The sequence below is a fragment of the Prevotella sp. P6B1 genome (genome assembly GCF_000702825.1).
Taxonomy (GTDB): domain Bacteria; phylum Bacteroidota; class Bacteroidia; order Bacteroidales; family Bacteroidaceae; genus Prevotella.
Genome location: NZ_JNKF01000012.1, coordinates 135,217 through 154,397, shown reverse-complemented (window position 1 = coordinate 154,397; position 19,181 = coordinate 135,217). Strand labels below are relative to the sequence as shown.

Here is a 19,181-nt window from a genome sequence, read left to right as displayed (position 1 = left end):
TTATTTATCGTTTGTTGTATAAACTTTGTAGTATTCAAACTCATCAATATCTACATATCCGCCAACCTTCTTTGTGGCGTAGTTAAAGATACCGAACTTCTGTCCCATGAAGAAGCGACGCCAGTCAAAGCTCATGCGGTAGTCGCTGCCAATCTTATGCCAGAGTATACCATCCAGACTGTAGTCAAATACGGCGATATCAGTGCGTGGAATAAAGTTGGCATCAATGCCCAACCATATTTTATTCTGTTTTAGCTCTATGCTCTCTATAACCTTCTCTTCTACTTTCTCAACCTTCTTGTCACGGTCGCTTAGCGATACCTTCTGCTCGCTCATTTCGAGGAAAAGCTTCTTGCCCTTCTTCTTGACGGTCAGCACACCTGAGTCGCTGTTGAATGCAGCCAATCCTGCGCAGTCGCCATCTTTCATCTTCGAGAGATCCATCATGATGTGACCATGACAGCCAGGACCTTCCATACGCTGGGTGAGGGTGTTGGGTGCCAGATAGAGGTTAGGTACTACGCGACTTGTCTTGAGTCGAAGATAGCCTGGACGCTCTGTAAGGCTCCAAGCCTTGTCAACAGGGTTGTGGTTCCACTGCCAGTGAAGTCCTAACTTCTCGCTACCAAAGTCATCTGCCTTTACGATAGATGTCTCTGGCTGTCCACTCTTCAGCGGACGCACGCGGGCAGGCACCTTACCTTCCTCGTCGCCCAGCATGGGCCAGCCGTCAATCCAGCGGCAGGGCATCACGGTGAGCACACGGCCCACACCGGCACGGTCCTGGAAGATGATGCCGTACCAGTCGCCATCCTCGGTATCGACGATGGTGCCCTGCGCCTCGTAGGAGAAGCCGCCGAACTCCGACTGCAGGATGGTGTGCTTCTCGTAAGGTCCTTGTATGTTGTCGGCACGGTAGCACACCTCACGGCGATGACGGCCGGGGGCATACACGTGCGAGATCATCAGCAGATAGTATCTGCCGTTATGTTTGATCATACGTGAGCCTTCCAGCAGACCGGTCTCATCAGCCTCACGCTGGAAGATCTGGCGATGTGTTCCTTCGATGACATCGCTCAGGTCGGGCTTCAGCTCCATCATCTCGCCAGTGCCGTAGATCACATACACGCGGTCGTCGTCATCGAAGAACAGCGAACAGTCGTGGAAGTGGCGCATGCGCGACACGATCTTCCAGGGGCCTGCTGCCTGGTCGGCCGAGCAGATATAGGTGTCGCCCATGGCACCAGCCTCGTTAGGGGCAAAGAGGGCGTAGAATTTCCCCTTGTGATATTTCAGTGAGGTGGCCCACTGACCGCGGCCATACACGGTGCCTGCCGTGGCCGACAGGTCGTACTTAGGCGAATCGGTCAGCTTGTCGAAGATGTAGCCGATGGTCTCCCAGTTCTTCAGGTCTTTCGACTGCATGATAGGCGCGCCAGGCATCAGGTGCATGGTGGTAGACACCATATAGAAGGTGTCGCCCACGCGGATCACGTCGGGGTCGGGTACATCTGCCCATAACATGGGATTCTCAATCATGTTCTCGGTTTGAGACTGTGCCTGTACGGTCACGGTCATGCAAAGCATCAGGGTGATGCTTAGTAAAAGCTTGGTTTTCATATAAATAATTGATACTAATTAGTTCGCTTCTTAGTTCTCTTGGTCACCTTTGTAGTGGAACTCCGTGATGTTCGGATTCACACCCAGGTCTTCTTCCTGTGGCGCAATCACCTCCTGATTCAGTTTCTGCTCGTAGCCTTTGTGTACAGGACCTACTTCCAGCAGGATGTCTTCGTACAGCACTGTTGGGATGATGATACCGAAGATGCCAATGCCTACACGGGTACCTTCAGGGTGCATGTTGTTGTGGATGTAAGAGGTAGAGTAGAATGTGTGTCGATACGACTCCAGACGGTTGTATTTGTGATAGGTCTCCAGGATGTCTTTGGAAATGGCAGTGGTATCGGCAGTGGTAAAGATAAATGCCAAGTTGTTTACATAGTCATCAACTACGTCACCTTTGATGCCATTGTTCACCTCGAGACACTGCATCATGTTATCGGTCATCTCTTCGGTCATGTCACTCTCCTTGGGAGCAGTGAAGTAGGCTACCAGCATACCTACCAGTGTGATTACGCCGAGAATAAGTATGCGGCCCAGACAGCTGCGGGTGAACTCCTGTGTAAACGACTGGTTGGTTCTGTAATTGGTGTTGTTGTCAACTTGATACATACTGTTAGTTTTAGATTTGATTATTGTGTATGAGGTTCATAAACTCCTGACGAGTCTTAGCTTGATTGAAGGCACCACTGAAGTCGCTGGTGGTGGTAATACTGTTCTGTTTCTCAATGCCACGCATCTGCATGCACATGTGCTTGGCCTCTATCACCACCATCACACCTAAGGGGTGCAGTGTATCTTGGATACAGTCCTTGATCTGTTGTGTCATTCGCTCCTGTACCTGCAGGCGATGGGCAAAGATGTCCACTACGCGGGCTATCTTCGACAGACCAGTGATGTAGCCGTTAGGGATGTAAGCCACATGTGCCTTGCCGTAGAAGGGTAGCATGTGGTGTTCGCACAGCGAGAAGAAATCGATGTCCTTCACAATCACCATCTGGTTGTAGTCCTCCTTGAACAGCGCGTCCGTCAGGATCTTGTGGGCATCCATCGTGTAACCTTTGGTCAGCACCTGCATGGCCTTGGCCACACGCATGGGGGTCTTCTCCAGTCCCTCACGCTCGGGGTCTTCGCCCAGTAGCGTCAGTATCTCTTTGTAGTGACCCGCTAAATCTTCGAGTCCCTCGCGATATCTCTCGTTGTCGTATTCCTTAATCTCTATCTTCATTGATATTGTACGGTGATTTTCCCTTTGACGATGATAGCCGACTTGTAGCCATTGTTCTTGACGCGCTCCAGCACCTCGTGAGCTTCCTCGTAGGTGCGGTAGTTACCCATGCGGCAAATCCATCGTGGGGTATAGAAATGTACATAGACGGGCACGCCAGGGAACAAAGCCTTGATCTCACTGCCTGTCCGTTCTGCCTTCAGGCGGTCGTTACGTGTGTTGCCTCCGGCAAACACCTGTACACGGTATCCTGCCACCTTATAACCTTTCATGACCTTCTTCTGAAGTTCCTCGGGGGTGGTGTCAATCTCGGTAGAGTCATGCTGCTCTACAACGACGACCTTGGGCTCAGTCTTTTTTTCTTGATTTGTAGCAGTATTGTTATCTTTTTCTTTCTTTTCAGTCTGTTTAAGCTGAGTGGTATTGGTCTTGGGCTTGGCTGGTACAACGGCCGGACCGTTCACCAGTTCGTCGATAGCCTTGTCCTGAGTGACGGTGATTTTTCCCTCGCCACCTTTACTCTGTTGCAATCTCTGCGTAAATGACGACTGAGCATCGGCCACCATTGAGTAGCCGATGCAGAGCGTCATTATGATGATAAATCGTTTCACTTTCTTACTTGAATGCGTCGATAATACCCTTGAAGTCAGCAGCCTTCAGTGAAGCACCACCAATCAGACCACCATCGATGTCGGGCTTAGCAAACAGCTCAGGAGCGTTGCTGGCCTTGCAAGAACCACCATAGAGGATAGTGGTGTCGTCGGCTACAGCCTGACCATACTTCTCAGCGATGATAGAACGGATATAAGCGTGGATCTCCTCAGCCTGCTCAGCGGTAGCGGTCTTACCAGTACCGATAGCCCAGATTGGCTCGTAGGCGATAACGATCTTGCGGAAGTCCTCCTCAGCGAGGTTGAATACAGAACCCTCGAGCTCGGCCTTAACAACCTCGTTCTGCTTGCCAGCCTCACGCTCCTCCAGACTCTCACCGATACAGAAGATAACCTTCAGATCGTTCTTCTGAGCGAGCAGCACCTTCTCCTTCAGGATCTCGGGAGTCTCCTTGTAGTACTCACGACGCTCTGAGTGACCCAGGATGACGTACTGAGCACCAGTGCTCTTTACCATCTCGGCAGAAACCTCACCAGTGAAAGCACCCTTCTCCTTGTCAGCGCAGTTCTCAGCACCCAGACCGATGATGTCCTGATCGAGGAACTGTGCGATAGAAGCGAGGTGGATGAATGGTGTGCAGATCACTACACCACAGTTGGGCTTCTCAGCCTTCAGAGTCTCATTCAGCTCCTTTGCAAGAGCAATACCGTCCTGGAGATTCATGTTCATCTTCCAGTTTCCTGCTACAATTTTCTTTCTCATAATTCTACTAAAATTTTAAATATGTATAAAAACTTCACTATTGATGCTTTGTATCGAGCCCTCTCACGATCGGCATAGCTCAAGCAAGCTTGGCTCTGCTCTCGCTTAATCGAGGCCTTCACTAATCACTGTCTTCTCTCGTCTCACCCACTTGGTCCAAGCCCAGAGGCGGTCGGCTATCGTCAGGAGCACCAGTGGCAATACAAACCAGGTCAGTACCCAGAGTATCTTGGTGGTCACCGTCTCTGTAGGCAGTTGACCTAACTTGCAGTCTTCCAGTCTGGTGGTCAGCGCCTCTTCGGTGGGCAGGTCGTTATGACTCCACTTACGTATCACCTTGCCATCCTTGAGCAGGATGAGACCTGGGTTCGACCGTATCATGGTTTTCAGCGTGATGTCATCGGTCTGGCAGAACGGGTATTCTGCACCTGTCAGGTCGCGCCAGCTGTCGATGGCTTTCGCGCCACTGGCTGTCAGGCAATAGAACGGATAGCCGTAGTCCAGACTGTATTCGTACATCTGGTTGATCTCGTCTAATCGTGAGTCGTCAGCCTGTTCCAAGTGTGGGGCTATCAGCAGAAAGGTATATCCCTTGTCTGCCAGTATCTGTTCGGTGATGTCCTCACCATCCTTCAGCCTCTCTACGAAGAAATCGGTATAGGGTGATTCCTCACCTTCCATCATCTTGTTCCAACCTTCTCGGATATCAGCACCGATATGATAGGGACGGAAGTCGAACTGGGGTAGGGTGTAGAGACTCTTGACCGATATGAACAGCAGGATGAATACCAGCGAGTAGTTCATCACAATCCACTGGTTCGACTGACTAATCAGGCGGGCCTGCTCCAACGGCCATTTCCATACTACGATGGCTGCCCCCAGCAGGATGATGTTTTTCCACAGCGTCTGCCAGTTGGTCAGCACCAGAGCGTCGCCAAAACAACCGCAATCGCTGATAGGGTTGCTCAAGGCCAACCAGAGAGTGAGCGGTGTCATCACGCCCATGATAGCCAGCACTAATTTTGACACCATTCGGCGCCTGATGGCAAAGAGCAGACAGATACCTAAGAAGAATTCCGTGGCTGCCAACAGTACTGATGTGGCGAGTGTCGTGAAGTCGGGCATCATGCGCCCTAATCCAATCGCCACCAAGTAGTCCTGAATCTTGTACTGCGTCCCTAATGGGTCAACGGCTTTGACAAATCCTGAGAAGATAAATGTCAGTGCCAGCAGTAGTCGGCAGATGTTAACGGCAGCTTTCTTCATGCTGTGGCGTTGTCGTCCTCCTCCGATAATTTAATTACTCCAAAGACCGCGTAGTTGATAATGTCCATATAGTTGGCGTCGATACCCTCGCTGACGAGTGTCTCGCCCTGCAGGTTCTCGATCTCCTTGATGCGTTCAATCTTTGTCAGAATCAGGTCGGTATAGCTGCTGACCCTCATCCCGCGCCACGCCTCGTCGTAGTCGTGGTTCTTACGCTTCATCAGCTCCAGTGCCTCTTGGGCATGCTTGTCATAAAGGGCCATCGCCTCGGCATTGTTAATATCAACAGTGTCGGCAAACCCCTTGGCTAACTGGATGAGACCTACGATGCCGTAGTTGATCAAGGCAATAAACTCGGGACGGATACCTTCGCCCACCAGAGACTCTTTCTTGATCTCCAGTGAACGGATGCGCTTGGCCTTGATAAACAGCTGGTCGGTCAATGCCGTGGGGCGCAGAATGCGCCACGATGCCTTATAGTCGTGAAGCTTCTTCTCGAACAGGGCTCTGCACTCTGCTAAAGCCTGCTCAAACTGAACGTTTGTCTTGTCAAATTGAATCATATCGGCTGCAAAGGTAGCAATTTTTAGTGAATAACGGATGGTGAATCGTGAAAAATTCACTTATTTTCACTCTGTTTCTTGTGTATGTACCTTATTTTCAGACCTAATGCCTCGTATTGCGTCTGAATGCTGTCACGCTTCACACGCAGCCTGGTGAGTGCTGTCAGCTCCTCGGGTGTGGCTTTCAGTTCCTTCTTGTGCGCTTCTACCTCTTGCGTCATGGTTTCTAACTCTTTGTTGGCAATCTGTAACAGACTGTCGGTACGCCATAACTCATCCTGCGCTTTTTTCAACTCGGTTTCCTGTTTCTCAACCAAAGCAGCCTTGCGGCGATTGATTTCCTTTCGGGTTTTCGTCTCGCCGCAAGCTGTTATCAGTAATGCCGTAAATACGGCCAATGCAATCTTTTTCAATTTAATTATCAATTATCAATTCTCAATTATAATCACTTTTCTCCTAATTTTTTGCCACTCATCAGCAACTCAACCAATGGACGGTCCTTGAAGGTGTGACGCTGCTGGTCCCAGAAACCGAAGTCGGCATCATAACACCAGGTGGTCCAGGCAATATTGAATTCGTCGAATACGGTCAGCATATCGCGTGTCCAGTTGTAAGCCAGTTCACGATCCACGGGCTCGTACACACCCCATTCACCGCAGAACAGCTGCAGATCGTACTTCTGGGCAGCCTCAATGGCATCCTTGAACTGTTCGCGAATCTTTTTGATGTCCCAGATCTCCTCAGTATAGGGTTTCAGCTGGTCTTTGATGTCGGCAGGAGCTGCCTCATAGTCTTCCTTCGATACCAGTACGCCAGGGTAGTTCACCTTGCCCTTATACTTGCCTAATGGTGTCCACCATGCACCATAGTGGGTCAATATCATTGGGTTGTAGTAATGGAACGAGAGGATGATATTCTTGTCGCCCTCGGGAACTTTCAGGTATTTCATGGTCTCATGTCCCTGCCACATGTTCGAACCAATCACCAATGTACGCTGAGGCTCCAGTTCACGGAGTGCCTTGTGTACCTTGGCTACCAGCTGGTTCCACTGCTCGTGCTCTGGTGCTACAGGCTCGTTCATGAACTCATAGGCCACAGAATCGCAACTACGGTCCTTTAAGTCTTCCGACAGCTGGCGCCACAGGTTGATCAGGTCATCCTGGGCTTTCTCTGAAGTAAACAGGGTGTTGGTCGAAGAGCCGCCTTCGTTCACGGCATTGAAATAATGTGAACGGATGATGTGCAGATCGACGATGGCGCGCAGGTGATGCTGCTGAGCCCAGTTGAGGGCGTTGTTCAGTAAGCCCCAGGCTTCGGGCAGTTTCTTGCCTTTCTCGTCCCAGAACTGTACTTCATCAATGGGAATACGGACAAAGTCGAAGCCTAACTCCTCCAGACGGGCAAAATCGTCTTCCTGAATGTGCAGGCGACGTGCTTCGCCACGCTGTTCCGACTGACTCAGCCAGTGGCTGACGTTTGTACCGCGCTTGATGCGGAAATTGTTCACCTGTCCGGCTTGAGTCTCTTCCTGTTTCTGACTCTGACTTTTGTTACTGCATGACGTCGCTGCCAGCATTGCCGTAAAAAAAACGGCTAAAACCAATACGTTCTTTTTCATACCGTTATCATTTTTGTTAGCTATCCATATGCTTTGTTGGTACTATGCGTCGAGGTCTTCGCTGACCTCGTCCAAGCGTCCGTCCCATAGATATTTCCTGGTCTCTGATGCCGCTACACCCGAGAGGAGCAAGAGGGCTATCAGGTTGGGAATGGCCATCAGGGCATTCATACAGTCGGCTATGTTCCAGATGATGTCGAGATTGATGATCGATCCGAAAAAGAGTGACACGATGAACAGAATGCGATAGAACTTGTTGGTGCGATGACCTTCCAGATAGTTGACGGCACTCTCACCGTAGTAGCTCCATCCGATGATGGTGCTGAAGGCGAAGGTCAGAATGCCGAATGATAACAACGGAGCGCCTACATAGGGAATCTTCGAGAAGGCTACCTTGGTCAGGGCTGCACCGTCGTCGTAGGTGATGTCAGGGTATGCCAGAATGCTGCTTACCAGTACCAGCCCTGTCAGTGCACAGATGATGACAGTGTCCCAGAATGTGCCTGTACTCGATACTAACGCCTGACGGACCGGGTTGCGTGTCTGGGCAGCAGCGGCCACAATCGGTGCGCTACCCATGCCACTCTCGTTGCTGAACAGTCCACGGGCAATACCATAGCGTGCTGCCATCATCACAGTAGCTCCCACAAAGCCGCCGCCGGCAGCCGATGGGTTGAAAGCGGAATCTACAATCAGTTGGATGGCAGGCCATACATAACTGCCGTTGATACACAGGATAACGATGCAGCCTATGACATAGAGCGCAGCCATAAAGGGCACGAGTATGGTGCACACCTTGGCTATTGCCTTCACACCGCCCAGGATGACTAAGGCTGTCAGTATGCAGACAAAGAGACCAATAATCCATGTGGGTACACCGAATGTCTCGTTTGCCAGCAGAGCGATGGAATTGGCCTGTACTGTACAGCCGATGCCAAATGAGGCCAAGGCGGTAAAGATAGCGAAGAGGATACCCAGCCATTTCATGTTCAGACCACGTTCCAATGCGTACATCGGACCACCAACCATCTTGCCGTCGTCTGTTTTTACACGGTATTTCACCGCTAACAATCCTTCTGCATATTTGGTCGACATACCAAAGATACCTGTCAGCCAGCACCACAGTACGGCACCAGGACCACCCAGTGCTACAGCTGTTGCCACACCAACAATGTTTCCTGTGCCAATGGTGGCTGCTAATGCAGTGGCGAGTGCGCCGAACTGGCTCACTTCGCCTTCGGCCATGGCATCCTTCTTGATACTCAGTCGTATGCCCGTCAACAGTTTTCGTTGTGGTATTCGTAGACGAAAGGTCAGGAATACATGCGTACCAAGCAGTAGGATAATCATCGGCCATCCCCAAAGGAATGAGCTTAACAGCGCGAAGAAGTCGTTGATAGGTTCCATACTTTCTTAAAAATCTGCATGCAAAAATAGTAGTTATTTCTGAAAAAACCAAAAATATGTCGCATATTTCAACATAAATTGCGTGATAAAGCCTAAAAATGCAGAAAAAATGCTATCTTTGCACCCTAAAAGAGAAGTATTGAGGATGAAACTATATAGCGACGAGGAATTAGCAGAGATATTAAATCAAGAGGTTTTTCACCAGATCAGTGAGGCTGCAGACCATTTGGGGCAGGAGTGCTATGTGGTTGGTGGCTACGTCAGGGATATCTTCCTGGAACGTCCCTCGAATGATATTGATGTGGTTGTTGTGGGTAGTGGTATCCAGGTGGCCGAAGAGCTGAAGCGCATGGTGGGCAGAAAAGCACATCTTTCCGTGTTCCGTAATTTTGGTACTGCCCAGGTGAAGTTCCGTCAGAAAGGGGTGGAATATGAAGTGGAATTCGTAGGTGCCCGTAAGGAGAGCTACAGTCACGACTCGCGCAAGCCCATTGTGGAGAACGGTTCGCTGGAGGATGATCAGAACCGTCGCGACTTCACCATCAATGCCATGGCTATCTGCCTGAATAAGGAGCGTTTTGGTGAGTTGGTCGATCCCTTCAATGGCTTGGCCGATCTGGAGGATGGTATCATTGCAACCCCTTTGGAGCCGGGCATCACATTCTCTGACGACCCGTTGCGCATGATGCGTTGCATCCGATTTGCAACACAGCTGAAATTCCAGATTGAAGAAGATACGTTTGTGGCTTTGGAGCGTATGGCCGACAGAATCAAGATTGTGAGTGGCGAGCGCATCAAAGACGAACTCAATAAGATTATCCTGTCGCCGACACCATCACGAGGCTTTGTGGATCTGCAGCGTTGTGGCTTGTTGCAGCTCATTCTGCCTGAGTTGGCGGCACTCGACATCGTGGAGCAGAGAAACGGTCGGGCGCATAAGAACAACTTCTATCATACGTTAGAGGTGCTCGATAATGTGGCCAGTCATTCTGATAACCTGTGGCTGCGCTGGGCGGCTATCCTGCACGATGTGGGTAAGACCAAGTCGAAACGTTGGGATCCTGCCATTGGCTGGACCTTCCATAATCATAATCTGATTGGTGCCAAGATGGTGCCACAACTGTTCCGTCGACTCATGTTGCCGATGGATATGAAGATGAAGTATGTGCAGAAGCTGGTGGAGATGCACATGCGACCTATTGTTATTGCCGATGATATTGTGACCGATTCAGCTGTACGTCGATTGCTGAACGATGCTGGTGAGGATATCGAGGATCTGATGATTCTCTGTGAGGCCGACATCACGTCGAAGAATGAGGTACGCAAAAAGCTGTTCCTGGAGAACTTCCGTATGGTACGCGAGAAACTGGCCGATCTGAAAGAGAAGGACTATGTACGATTGCTGCAGCCTGTGATTGATGGTAATGAGATCATGGAGTTGTTCCACCTGACGCCCAGTCGTGAGGTGGGTACCTTGAAGCAATACCTCAAGGATGCCGTGTTGGATAATAAGGTGGAGAACGAACGCGAACCCCTCATGGCCCTCCTTATGGAAAAAGCAAAACAAATGAAACTGATATGATCATGAGAAAACTACTAACTATTATTGGTATTCTGTTGTCAGTGCAGCTGTATGCGAATCCTGTGGATGAACTGATTGAGCGTATTGATAAAGGCGGCTCGGCCAAGTTTAAAACCCAGCTGGTGAAGAGCGACAAGGACTTTTTTGAACTCGATCAGGCTGGTAAGAAAGTGGTGATCCGCGGTAACTCGTGGGTGAACATCGCCTCGGGTCTGAACTGGTATCTGAAATACTATGCGGGCATCCACCTCTCCTGGAATCAGATGCAGGCGAAGTTGCCAGCAGTGATGCCGGCTGTCACTAAGAAAGAGCGCCATGAGACTGATCTGACACTGCGTTACGACTTTAACTACTGTACCTTCTCTTACTCCATGGCTTTCTGGGATTGGAAGCGCTGGGAGAAAGAGATCGACTGGATGGCGCTGCATGGTGTCAACCTGCCACTGGCTATCGTGGGTGAGGAGTGCGTATGGCGTAATATGCTGCTGAAGTTAGGCTATAGTGAGAAAGAGGTGGGCGAGTTTATCGCCGGCCCAGCGTTCCTGGCCTGGTGGGAGATGAACAACCTCGAAGGGTGGGGCGGTCCGCTACCCACATCCTGGTATGCCCGTCAGGAAAAACTACAGAAGCAGATTCTGGCACGTATGAAACAACTGGGCATGCATCCCGTATTGCCTGGTTATTGCGGCATGGTACCCCATGATGCCAAGCAACGTCTCGGTCTGAATGTAGCCGATGCTGGTCTGTGGAATGGTTTCCAGCGTCCTGCCAACCTGTTGCCTACTGATGCGCGATTCTCAGAAATCGCTACCTTATATTATAATGAGCTGACTAAGTTGTTCGGTAGAGCCGACTACTATTCGATGGATCCTTTCCACGAGAGTAACGATGATCCCAATATCGATTATGCCAAGGCCGGTGAGGCTATGATGCAGGCGATGAAGCGTGTTAATCCCAAGGCAGTGTGGGTGATTCAGGGATGGACAGAGAACCCACGCGAGGCCATGGTGGATGGTATGAAGACGGGCGATCTGCTGGTGCTCGACCTCTTCTCAGAGTGCCGTCCTATGTTCGGTATCCCCAGCATCTGGAAGCGTGAGCAGGGCTATAAGCAGCATCAGTGGCTGTTCTGTTTGTTGGAGAACTTCGGCGCCAATGTAGGTCTGCACGGACGTATGGACCAGTTGCTCGACAACTTCTATATGCTGCAAAGTTCAAAGTTCCAAGCTCAAAGTTCCAAGCTCAAGGGCATCGGCTTTACCATGGAAGGCTCGGAGAACAATCCCGTGATGTTCGAACTGATGAGTGAACTGCCTTGGCGTGCTGAGAAGTTTACGAAGGAGGCGTGGATCAAGAACTATGTGAAAGCCCGTTATGGGGTAGAGGATAAAACCCTGGAAAAGGCCTGGCTGGTGCTGGTGAAGAGTATCTATAATTGTCCGGCAGGTAACAACCAGCAGGGCCCTCACGAGAGCATCTTCTGCGGACGGCCTTCGTTGAACAACTTCCAGGCATCGAGCTGGTCGAAGATGAAAAACTATTACGACCCCGCTGACACCAAACGGGCTGCTAAACTCATGAACAGCGTGGCCAACCGATATCGTGGCAATAATAACTTCGAGTACGATCTGGTGGATATCACCCGTCAGGCTCTGGCCGATCAGGCACGTATCCAGTATCAGAAGACGATTGCCGACTATAAGGCGTTCAGTAGGAAACAGTTTGACAAGGAGGCCAAGCGTTTCCTCCAGATGCTGTTGCTGCAGGACCAGCTGTTGGGCACACGTACCGAGTTCCGTGTAGGACGCTGGACACAGGATGCGCTGAATGCTGGTACTACGGCTGACGAGAAGAAACTCTATGAGTGGAATGCCCGTGTACAGATTACCACCTGGGGCAACCGTTATTGTGCTGATACGGGTGGTCTGCGCGATTATGCGCATAAGGAGTGGCAGGGGCTGCTGAAGGATTTCTATTATGTGCGTTGGAAGGCCTATTTTGATGCCCTTGCTGAACAGATGAAGGCTCAGACAGCACCCCAGCCAGAGCTGTTGGGTGGTGGTCCGAATGCCACCAAGACAGCTGCAGAGCTCTTTGCGATGGCTCTGCCACAGGAGGTAAAGCTGGATTACTACGCTATGGAGGAGCCCTGGACACTCGACCAGACTCCATACTCTGCTATCCCCGAAGGCTCACCCGTAGATGTAGCCAAGGAGGTGATGGATTTTATGTTCAATGGTCAATGTTCAATGGTCAATGGAAAGTAAGCGATTATTGAGTCTCGATATCCTGCGTGGTATCACCGTAGCAGGCATGATACTGGTAAACAACGGTTGGGGTGAATCGTTCGAGATGCTGCGACATTCCAAGTGGAACGGCATGACTCCCTGCGATCTGGTATTCCCGTTCTTCCTGTTTATCATGGGAATCTCATGCTATCTCTCGTTAGTGAAGTCTGATTTCAAACCTACGTCGCCAGTCATCCGTCGCATCATCAAGCGTACCGTTTTGCTTTTCGTCATCGGTTTGTTCATCAACTGGTTTGATCATGCTATCGAGGGCGACCTGTTGTGTTTCGGACATCTGCGTATCTGGGCTGTCATGCAGCGTATTGCCTTGTGCTATGGCATCGTATCGCTGTTTGCACTGTTCTGTAACCACAAGTACACCCTGCCAGTGATTGCAGGCTTGTTGGCCATCTATACCGCCATCCTGATTCTGGGCAACGGCTATGCCGAGGATGCTGACGTGAATTTCTTGGCGCAAGCCGACTTGAAGTTGTTTGGCTACGAGCATATCTATCATAAAAGTCCGGTTGATCCTGAGGGGTTGGTAGGCACCATCTCATCAGTAGCCCATGTGCTGTTAGGCTTCTATTGTGGTATGCTGATCCGCAAACGTGAAACGGTTGAACAGAAGGTGATAGCCCTCTTTGTGGTAGGAGCCATCTGTGTGATAGGCGGCTATCTGCTCAGCTACGGTCTGCCTTTGAATAAGCGTATCTGGAGCCCCAGCTACGTGCTCATGACGTGCGGTTTGGCTTCGCTGCTGCAGGCCCTGCTGATGTATGTGATAGACATACAGAAGAAGAGCGGTTGGACCACCTTCTTCCATGTGTTCGGTGTGAATGCGTTGGCGCTTTATGTGTCGAGCGAGCTGCTGGCTATTTTGTTGGGAAATATCGGCGTTTCGGAAACGGTCTATAACGGCATGCATGCTGTGATTCCTGCTTTGAAGTGGGCTTCGCTGGCTTATGCTGTTTACTTTGTGATGCTCAATTTCCTGATTGGTTATCTGCTTTATCGAAAGAGAATATATATCAAACTATGATATGTAAATTTGTATTATTAATTTAATTCTTAAAAGACGATTATGAAAAAGTTTTTAATGGTTATCAGCGTTATGATGTGGAGTCTCACATCTTTCGCACAGGTTGGTAAGACTACAATCAGCGGTCATTTCAATTATCTGCTCGATTCACCTAACAACTGTGGTATCGGTGCCAACATCGGCTATGAGTTTGCTGAGAATGTGCGTGGCGTGGCTCAGTTCGATTATTATTTCAATAAGGATCACGTGAGCATGTGGAACCCCAATGTCAATGTTGAGTACCTGTTCCGTCTGCCTAATACCAACTTTATCATCTATCCTCTTGCAGGTCTGAATGTAGTTGGTTGGAGTGGCGATGGCAGCAGCGATTCTAAGCTGGGTCTGAACATCGGCTGTGGTTTGGAATTCCCTCTGAATGACAACCTCTCATTCAAGTGTGAGTACTGCTATAAGACTCAGTATGAGGGCTTGAGCACACTCAACGTTGGTTTGGTATTCCCATTCTAAAATGTTAAAAAGTGCGTTGCCTCATATGCTATAGGCAATAAACGTTAAATTTTCGTTCAGAAAAATATATCCTTAGATATAAATTTCGTATCTTTGCAACCCGAAAACCCTGCGTAATGCGAAAAGTTTTCGGGTTGCTCTTTTTACGTTCTATATGGAGACGATGTATGTTTGAATTAAATTAGATACAAATAGATAGTATGAAAAAAAGAATGTTTTTGGTAATGACCGCAGCATCGCTGATATTGTCATCATGCGGTGGCGGTGGTGGTCGCCCTCAGTTTGGCGACAATGAGTATCCTGTAACAGCTGTAGGTACTCAGAGTTCTGAAACTCAGACCACTTATCCTGCAACGATTAAGGGTGTGCAGGATGTGCAGATTAGTCCTAAGGTAGCTGGATTCATTACTCAGATTAATGTAAAGGAAGGTCAGACAGTTAGCGCCGGACAGGTGCTGTTTGTGATTGATAATGTAACTTATCAGGCCCAGGTGCGCCAGTCGCAGGCCAGCGTTAATACTGCTAAGGCCTCGCTCAATACAGCTAAGTTGAGTTATGAGAACGCTCAGAAGTTGCATGAGAATGGTGTGATTGGTGACTTTGAGCTACAGCAGGCCACCAATCAGTACGAGCAGGCTAAGGCCACAGTAGCTCAGGCTGAGGCTTTGCTCTCGTCGAATAAGGAGATGCTGAGCTACTGCTACATAAAGAGCCCTGCCGCAGGTGTAGTTGGTACCCTGCCTTATAAGGTAGGTGCGCTGGTTAGCACTGGTAATGTGCTCACCACCGTATCAAACAACTCGTCGATGGAGGTTTACTTCTCTGTAACCGAGAAGGATGCGCTCGAGATGAGCAAGGGCGAGGGCGGTCAGAGTGCTGCTGTAGCTAAGTTTCCACCTGTTAAGCTGAAGTTGGCCGATGGTTCTATGTACGATCTGGATGGTACTGTGACCAAGATGAGTGGTGTGATTGACGCTGCCACCGGTTCAGTACAGATGATTGCCCTGTTCCAGAATCCTCAGCGTGTGCTGAAGAGTGGTGGCTCTGGTGCTATCGTGATTCCTCACAGCACTTCATCGGCTATCATCATTCCTCAGTCGGCTGTTTCTGAGGTTCAGAACAAGAAGTTCGTTTACCTGCTGGGTACTGATAACAAGGTGAAGTACAGCGAGATTCAGGTAGCTCCACAGAACGATGGTATGAACTACGTTGTGACTGGTGGTCTGAAACCTGGCGATAAGTATGTTACCAATGGTATCACCAAGCTGGCTGATGGCATGGAGATTGTGCCCATCACTCCTGAGCGCTACCAGCAGAAGATCGACGAGCAGGCTAAGGCTATGACTGCCGGCGACATCGTAGGCGCCATGAAGTAGTGAATAGTGATTAGTGAATAGTGATTAGTGATTAGTGAATAGTTAGCATATGACATTTACGAATTTTATTAAACGCCCGGTACTGTCAACGGTAATTTCTATCCTTATCGTGCTGCTGGGTTTTATCGGACTGGTCTCGCTTCCTATCGAGCAGTATCCGAATATTGCACCGCCTAACATCGTGGTACAGGCCAGTTATCCTGGTGCCGATGCCGAGACGGTGAAGAATGCCGTGGTTACGCCTCTTGAAGAGAGTATCAACGGTGTAGAGGGTATGGACTATATCACCTCTACCGCATCGCCTGGTTCGGCTATGATTCAGGTGATGTTCCGTCAGGGTATCAACCCTGATATGTGTGCGGTTAACGTGCAGAACCGTGTGAGCCAGGCTCAGGCCCTGCTGCCATCTGAGGTTGTCCAGATTGGTGTGCGTGTCATCAAGCGTCAGTCGTCACAGGTACTGATGTATTCGCTGACATCCGACGGACGTTACGACGATGAGTTCCTGACCAACTATAACGCCATCAACATCGTTCCTGCGCTGAAGCGTATCGAGGGTGTGGGTGATGCTTCTGGATTCAGTTCTAAGACCTACGCTATGCGTATATGGCTGAAGCCTGATGTAATGAAGCAGCACAGCCTGATTCCATCGGATATCACCGCTGCGCTGGCCGAGCAGAACATCGAGGCTGCTCCTGGTAAGTTTGGTGAGCAGGCTCCCAATGTGGCTTACGAGTATTCGATGCGTTATACCGGTAGATTCCGTACAGCCGAGGAGTTTGGCAACATCATCATTAAGAGCGATGCTAACGGACAGACACTGAAGTTGAAGGATCTGGCTAAGATCGAGCTGGGTGGTGAAGGCTATTCGGTATCGATGAAGAACAATGGTGTACCTTCGGTTATGACCATGGTACAGCAGGTGGCTGGATCTAACGCTAACGAGATTGCCAAGCAGGTAAAGGCCGAGCTCGACTCGCAGCAGAAGCTGATGCCACCGGGCATGGAGGTGAAGATCAACTACGATGTAACCGAGTTCCTGTATGCCTCTATCGAGGAGGTGGTGTTCACCCTCTTCATGACTCTGGCACTGGTGTTCCTGGTTGTTTACATCTTCCTGCAGGATATGCGCTCTACGCTGATCCCATTGATTGCCGTGCCAGTATCACTGGTAGGTACATTCTTCTTCCTGAATGTGATGGGATTCTCAATCAACCTGCTGGTACTCTCAGCTTTGCTGCTGGCTATCGCCATTGTGGTGGACGATGCCATCGTGGTGGTTGAGGCTGTACACGCTAAGCTCGACCAGGGGTATAAGAGTTCACTGACTGCCTCTATCGATGCCATGAACGAGATCTCGGGCGCTATCATCTCTATTACCCTGGTGATGGCAGCTGTGTTCGTACCTGTATCATTCATCGGCGGTACTTCGGGTACCTTCTATCGTGAGTTCGGTGTCACCATGGCCATCAGTATTATCATCTCGGCTGTAAATGCCTTGACGCTGTCGCCAGCCCTGTGTGCTGTATTCCTGAAGCCTCATGATAAGGATGGTCACGAGAAGAAAATGAGTCGTGTGGATCGCTTCCACCAGTCGTTCAACGTCGCTTTCGAGACCACTACCAATAAATATCGTAATATCCTTGAGAAACTGGTGCGCAAGCCGTTGGCTATCATCGGTACAGTGGTTGTAGGTATCGCCATCCTGGCTGTGACATTTGTGACCACCAAGACCGGTCTGGTGCCCGACGAGGATACTGGTACATTGTTCTGTACTATCTCTATGCCTCCTGCTACGTCAGAGGCTCGCACCAAGCAGGTTGTTCAGCAGGTAGATTCTATCCTGTCGCAGCTTCCCGCTGTTAAGAACCGTGAGATGGTTCAGGGTTATAACTTTATTGCAGGTGCTGGTTCCGACCAGGGTACATTCATCATCAAGCTGAAGCCATTCGGTGAGCGTCAGAAAGGTTTGTGGTGGAAGATCTCAGGCCTTTGGGAGGGTGATGGTATCTATCGCTTCTTCCTGAATCCTTACGATGCAACAGGTGTGATTGCCCAGATATTTATTAAGACAGCTCATATCAAGGATGCTCAGATCTTGGCATTCTCGCCCCCAATGATTCCTGGATTCTCTGCCAACAGCGGTATCTCGCTGGTTATGCAGGACCGTACTGGTGGCGACCTGAACAAGTTCTTTGGTATCGTGAAGGAGTTCCTGGGCGAGCTGAACAAGCGTCCTGAGTTCCAGATCGCCCAGACCTCATACAATCCTAACTATCCACAGTACATGGTACACGTGGATGTAGCTAAGTGTAAGCAGAGTGGTATCTCGCCAACACTGGTGCTCAGCACCCTGCAGGGATATTTCGGTGGACTGTATGGTTCTAACTTCAACTCGTTTGGTAAGCTCTATAAGGTGATGATTCAGGGTTCTCCTGAGACACGTATGACACCAGAGTCGCTTAATAGTATATATGTACGCACGTCGGCTGGTATGGCTCCAATTAAGGAGTTCTGTAACCTGGAGCGCGTATATGGTCCGTTGAATATCAACCGCTTCAACCTGTTCACCTCTATCAACGTAACAGGTACAGTGGCCAGTGGCTATTCTACTGGTGAGGCGCTGAAGGCTATTGAGGAGGTTGGTAAGCAGGTACTGCCTGCTGGTTATACCTACGACTACTCAGGTCTGACACGTGAGGAGGCTAAGGCTTCTAACACCACAGGTATCATCTTCCTGTTGTGTTTCATCTTCATCTACCTCATTCTGTCGGCACAGTACGAGTCGTACATCCTGCCGCTGTCGGTAGTACTCTCTGTTCCATTCGGACTGGCAGGTTGCTTCTTGTTCACCAATATCTTCGGTCATGCCAACGATATCTATATGCAGATTTCGCTGATTATGCTGATTGGTCTGTTGGCTAAGAACGCCATTCTGATTGTACAGTTCGCACTTGAGCGCCGTCAGACGGGTATGGCCATTACGTGGTCGGCTGTACTGGGTGCTGCTGCCCGTCTGCGTCCTATCCTGATGACCTCACTGGCCATGGTTATCGGACTGCTGCCAATGATGTTTGCCAGCGGTGTTGGTAAGAACGGTAACCAGACGCTGGGTGCTGCTGCCGTAGGTGGTATGTTGATTGGTACTATCCTGCAGCTGTTCGTTGTGCCCACGCTGTTTGTCATCTTCCAGTCTATCCAGGAGAAGTTCAGTCCGATGAAGTTCGAGGATGAGGAGAATGCCGAGGTGGCTGCCGAGCTGGCTCAGTATGCTCATAAGAAACATGAAGATTATGAATTGGAGAAGTAA

14 protein-coding genes and 1 pseudogene are annotated in these 19,181 nt (G+C 49.9%); 6 read left to right on the top strand and 9 right to left on the bottom strand.

Going from position 1 to position 19,181, the window contains the following annotated elements:
• From T495_RS0107595 to T495_RS0107550, 9 genes and pseudogenes are all read right to left on the bottom strand, one after another.
• Positions 1–1,620 carry a glycoside hydrolase 43 family protein gene (locus T495_RS0107595; protein ID WP_033148211.1) on the bottom strand — a complete coding sequence of 540 codons (1,620 nt, stop codon included), beginning with the start codon at positions 1,618–1,620 and terminating at the stop codon, positions 1–3.
• A 30-nt stretch (positions 1,621–1,650) separates the two neighbouring features.
• Positions 1,651–2,232 (bottom strand): hypothetical protein, encoded by a 582-nt coding sequence (locus T495_RS0107590; RefSeq protein ID WP_028902186.1) that lies wholly within the window; start codon positions 2,230–2,232, stop codon positions 1,651–1,653.
• 10 nt (positions 2,233–2,242) lie between these two features.
• Entirely contained in the window at positions 2,243–2,848 is a 606-nt protein-coding gene (gene folE / locus T495_RS0107585; protein WP_051522886.1) for a GTP cyclohydrolase I FolE, read from the bottom strand.
• Positions 2,845–3,459 carry an SPOR domain-containing protein gene (locus T495_RS0107580; RefSeq protein WP_033148210.1) on the bottom strand — a complete coding sequence of 205 codons (615 nt, stop codon included), beginning with the start codon at positions 3,457–3,459 and terminating at the stop codon, positions 2,845–2,847. The genes folE and T495_RS0107580 overlap by 4 nt, the downstream gene beginning before the upstream one ends.
• Positions 3,460–3,463: 4 nt before the next feature.
• Positions 3,464–5,488: pseudogene (gene tpiA / locus T495_RS16155) on the bottom strand (triose-phosphate isomerase).
• Positions 5,485–6,051: a DUF1599 domain-containing protein gene (locus tag T495_RS0107565; RefSeq protein ID WP_033148208.1), complete on the bottom strand. Its 567-nt coding sequence runs from the start codon at positions 6,049–6,051 to the stop codon at positions 5,485–5,487. Before T495_RS0107565 ends, tpiA begins: the two are co-directional and overlap by 4 nt.
• Positions 6,052–6,107: 56 nt before the next feature.
• Positions 6,108–6,464 carry a hypothetical protein gene (locus tag T495_RS0107560; RefSeq protein ID WP_033148207.1) on the bottom strand — a complete coding sequence of 119 codons (357 nt, stop codon included), beginning with the start codon at positions 6,462–6,464 and terminating at the stop codon, positions 6,108–6,110.
• 32 nt (positions 6,465–6,496) lie between these two features.
• Positions 6,497–7,669, bottom strand: coding sequence for a glycoside hydrolase family 5 protein (locus T495_RS0107555; protein ID WP_081832051.1), 1,173 nt, complete (start codon positions 7,667–7,669; stop codon positions 6,497–6,499).
• Positions 7,670–7,711: 42 nt separating this feature from the next.
• Positions 7,712–9,076, bottom strand: a complete 1,365-nt coding sequence (locus T495_RS0107550) for a sodium:alanine symporter family protein (protein WP_033148206.1) — start codon at positions 9,074–9,076, stop codon at positions 7,712–7,714.
• A gap of 145 nt (positions 9,077–9,221) precedes the next feature.
• On the opposite strand from T495_RS0107550, the gene T495_RS0107545 reads away from it, so the two are divergent.
• The 6 genes from T495_RS0107545 (at position 9,222) to T495_RS0107520 (ending at position 19,181) form a co-directional block, all read left to right on the top strand.
• Positions 9,222–10,658, top strand: coding sequence for a CCA tRNA nucleotidyltransferase (locus T495_RS0107545; protein WP_033148205.1), 1,437 nt, complete (start codon positions 9,222–9,224; stop codon positions 10,656–10,658).
• 2 nt (positions 10,659–10,660) lie between these two features.
• Positions 10,661–12,925, top strand: a complete 2,265-nt coding sequence (locus T495_RS0107540; protein WP_033148420.1) for an alpha-N-acetylglucosaminidase — start codon at positions 10,661–10,663, stop codon at positions 12,923–12,925.
• Positions 12,915–13,988: an acyltransferase family protein gene (locus T495_RS0107535; protein WP_033148204.1), complete on the top strand. Its 1,074-nt coding sequence runs from the start codon at positions 12,915–12,917 to the stop codon at positions 13,986–13,988. Before T495_RS0107540 ends, T495_RS0107535 begins: the two co-directional genes overlap by 11 nt.
• 42 nt (positions 13,989–14,030) lie before the next feature.
• Complete coding sequence (locus T495_RS0107530; RefSeq protein ID WP_028902197.1) at positions 14,031–14,495, top strand: outer membrane protein; 465 nt, start codon at positions 14,031–14,033, stop codon at positions 14,493–14,495.
• A gap of 200 nt (positions 14,496–14,695) precedes the next feature.
• Complete coding sequence (locus tag T495_RS0107525; protein WP_033148203.1) at positions 14,696–15,871, top strand: efflux RND transporter periplasmic adaptor subunit; 1,176 nt, start codon at positions 14,696–14,698, stop codon at positions 15,869–15,871.
• Positions 15,872–15,920: 49 nt separating this feature from the next.
• On the top strand, positions 15,921–19,181 hold the full coding sequence (locus T495_RS0107520) for an efflux RND transporter permease subunit (RefSeq protein WP_033148202.1): 3,261 nt from the start codon (positions 15,921–15,923) through the stop codon (positions 19,179–19,181).

What these genes read in the sequence shown, in the direction of transcription:
- folE (WP_051522886.1), bottom strand. Translation starts at nt 2,848, where the DNA reads ATGAAGATAGAGATTAAGGAATACGACAACGAGAGATATCGCGAGGGA.
- T495_RS0107530 (WP_028902197.1), top strand. Translation starts at nt 14,031, where the DNA reads ATGAAAAAGTTTTTAATGGTTATCAGCGTTATGATGTGGAGTCTCACA.
- T495_RS0107595 (WP_033148211.1), bottom strand. Translation starts at nt 1,620, where the DNA reads ATGAAAACCAAGCTTTTACTAAGCATCACCCTGATGCTTTGCATGACC.
- T495_RS0107590 (WP_028902186.1), bottom strand. Translation starts at nt 2,232, where the DNA reads ATGTATCAAGTTGACAACAACACCAATTACAGAACCAACCAGTCGTTT.
- T495_RS0107525 (WP_033148203.1), top strand. Translation starts at nt 14,696, where the DNA reads ATGAAAAAAAGAATGTTTTTGGTAATGACCGCAGCATCGCTGATATTG.
- T495_RS0107555 (WP_081832051.1), bottom strand. Translation starts at nt 7,669, where the DNA reads ATGAAAAAGAACGTATTGGTTTTAGCCGTTTTTTTTACGGCAATGCTG.
- T495_RS0107535 (WP_033148204.1), top strand. Translation starts at nt 12,915, where the DNA reads ATGGAAAGTAAGCGATTATTGAGTCTCGATATCCTGCGTGGTATCACC.
- T495_RS0107540 (WP_033148420.1), top strand. Translation starts at nt 10,661, where the DNA reads ATGAGAAAACTACTAACTATTATTGGTATTCTGTTGTCAGTGCAGCTG.
- T495_RS0107545 (WP_033148205.1), top strand. Translation starts at nt 9,222, where the DNA reads ATGAAACTATATAGCGACGAGGAATTAGCAGAGATATTAAATCAAGAG.
- T495_RS0107550 (WP_033148206.1), bottom strand. Translation starts at nt 9,076, where the DNA reads ATGGAACCTATCAACGACTTCTTCGCGCTGTTAAGCTCATTCCTTTGG.
- T495_RS0107520 (WP_033148202.1), top strand. Translation starts at nt 15,921, where the DNA reads ATGACATTTACGAATTTTATTAAACGCCCGGTACTGTCAACGGTAATT.
- T495_RS0107565 (WP_033148208.1), bottom strand. Translation starts at nt 6,051, where the DNA reads ATGATTCAATTTGACAAGACAAACGTTCAGTTTGAGCAGGCTTTAGCA.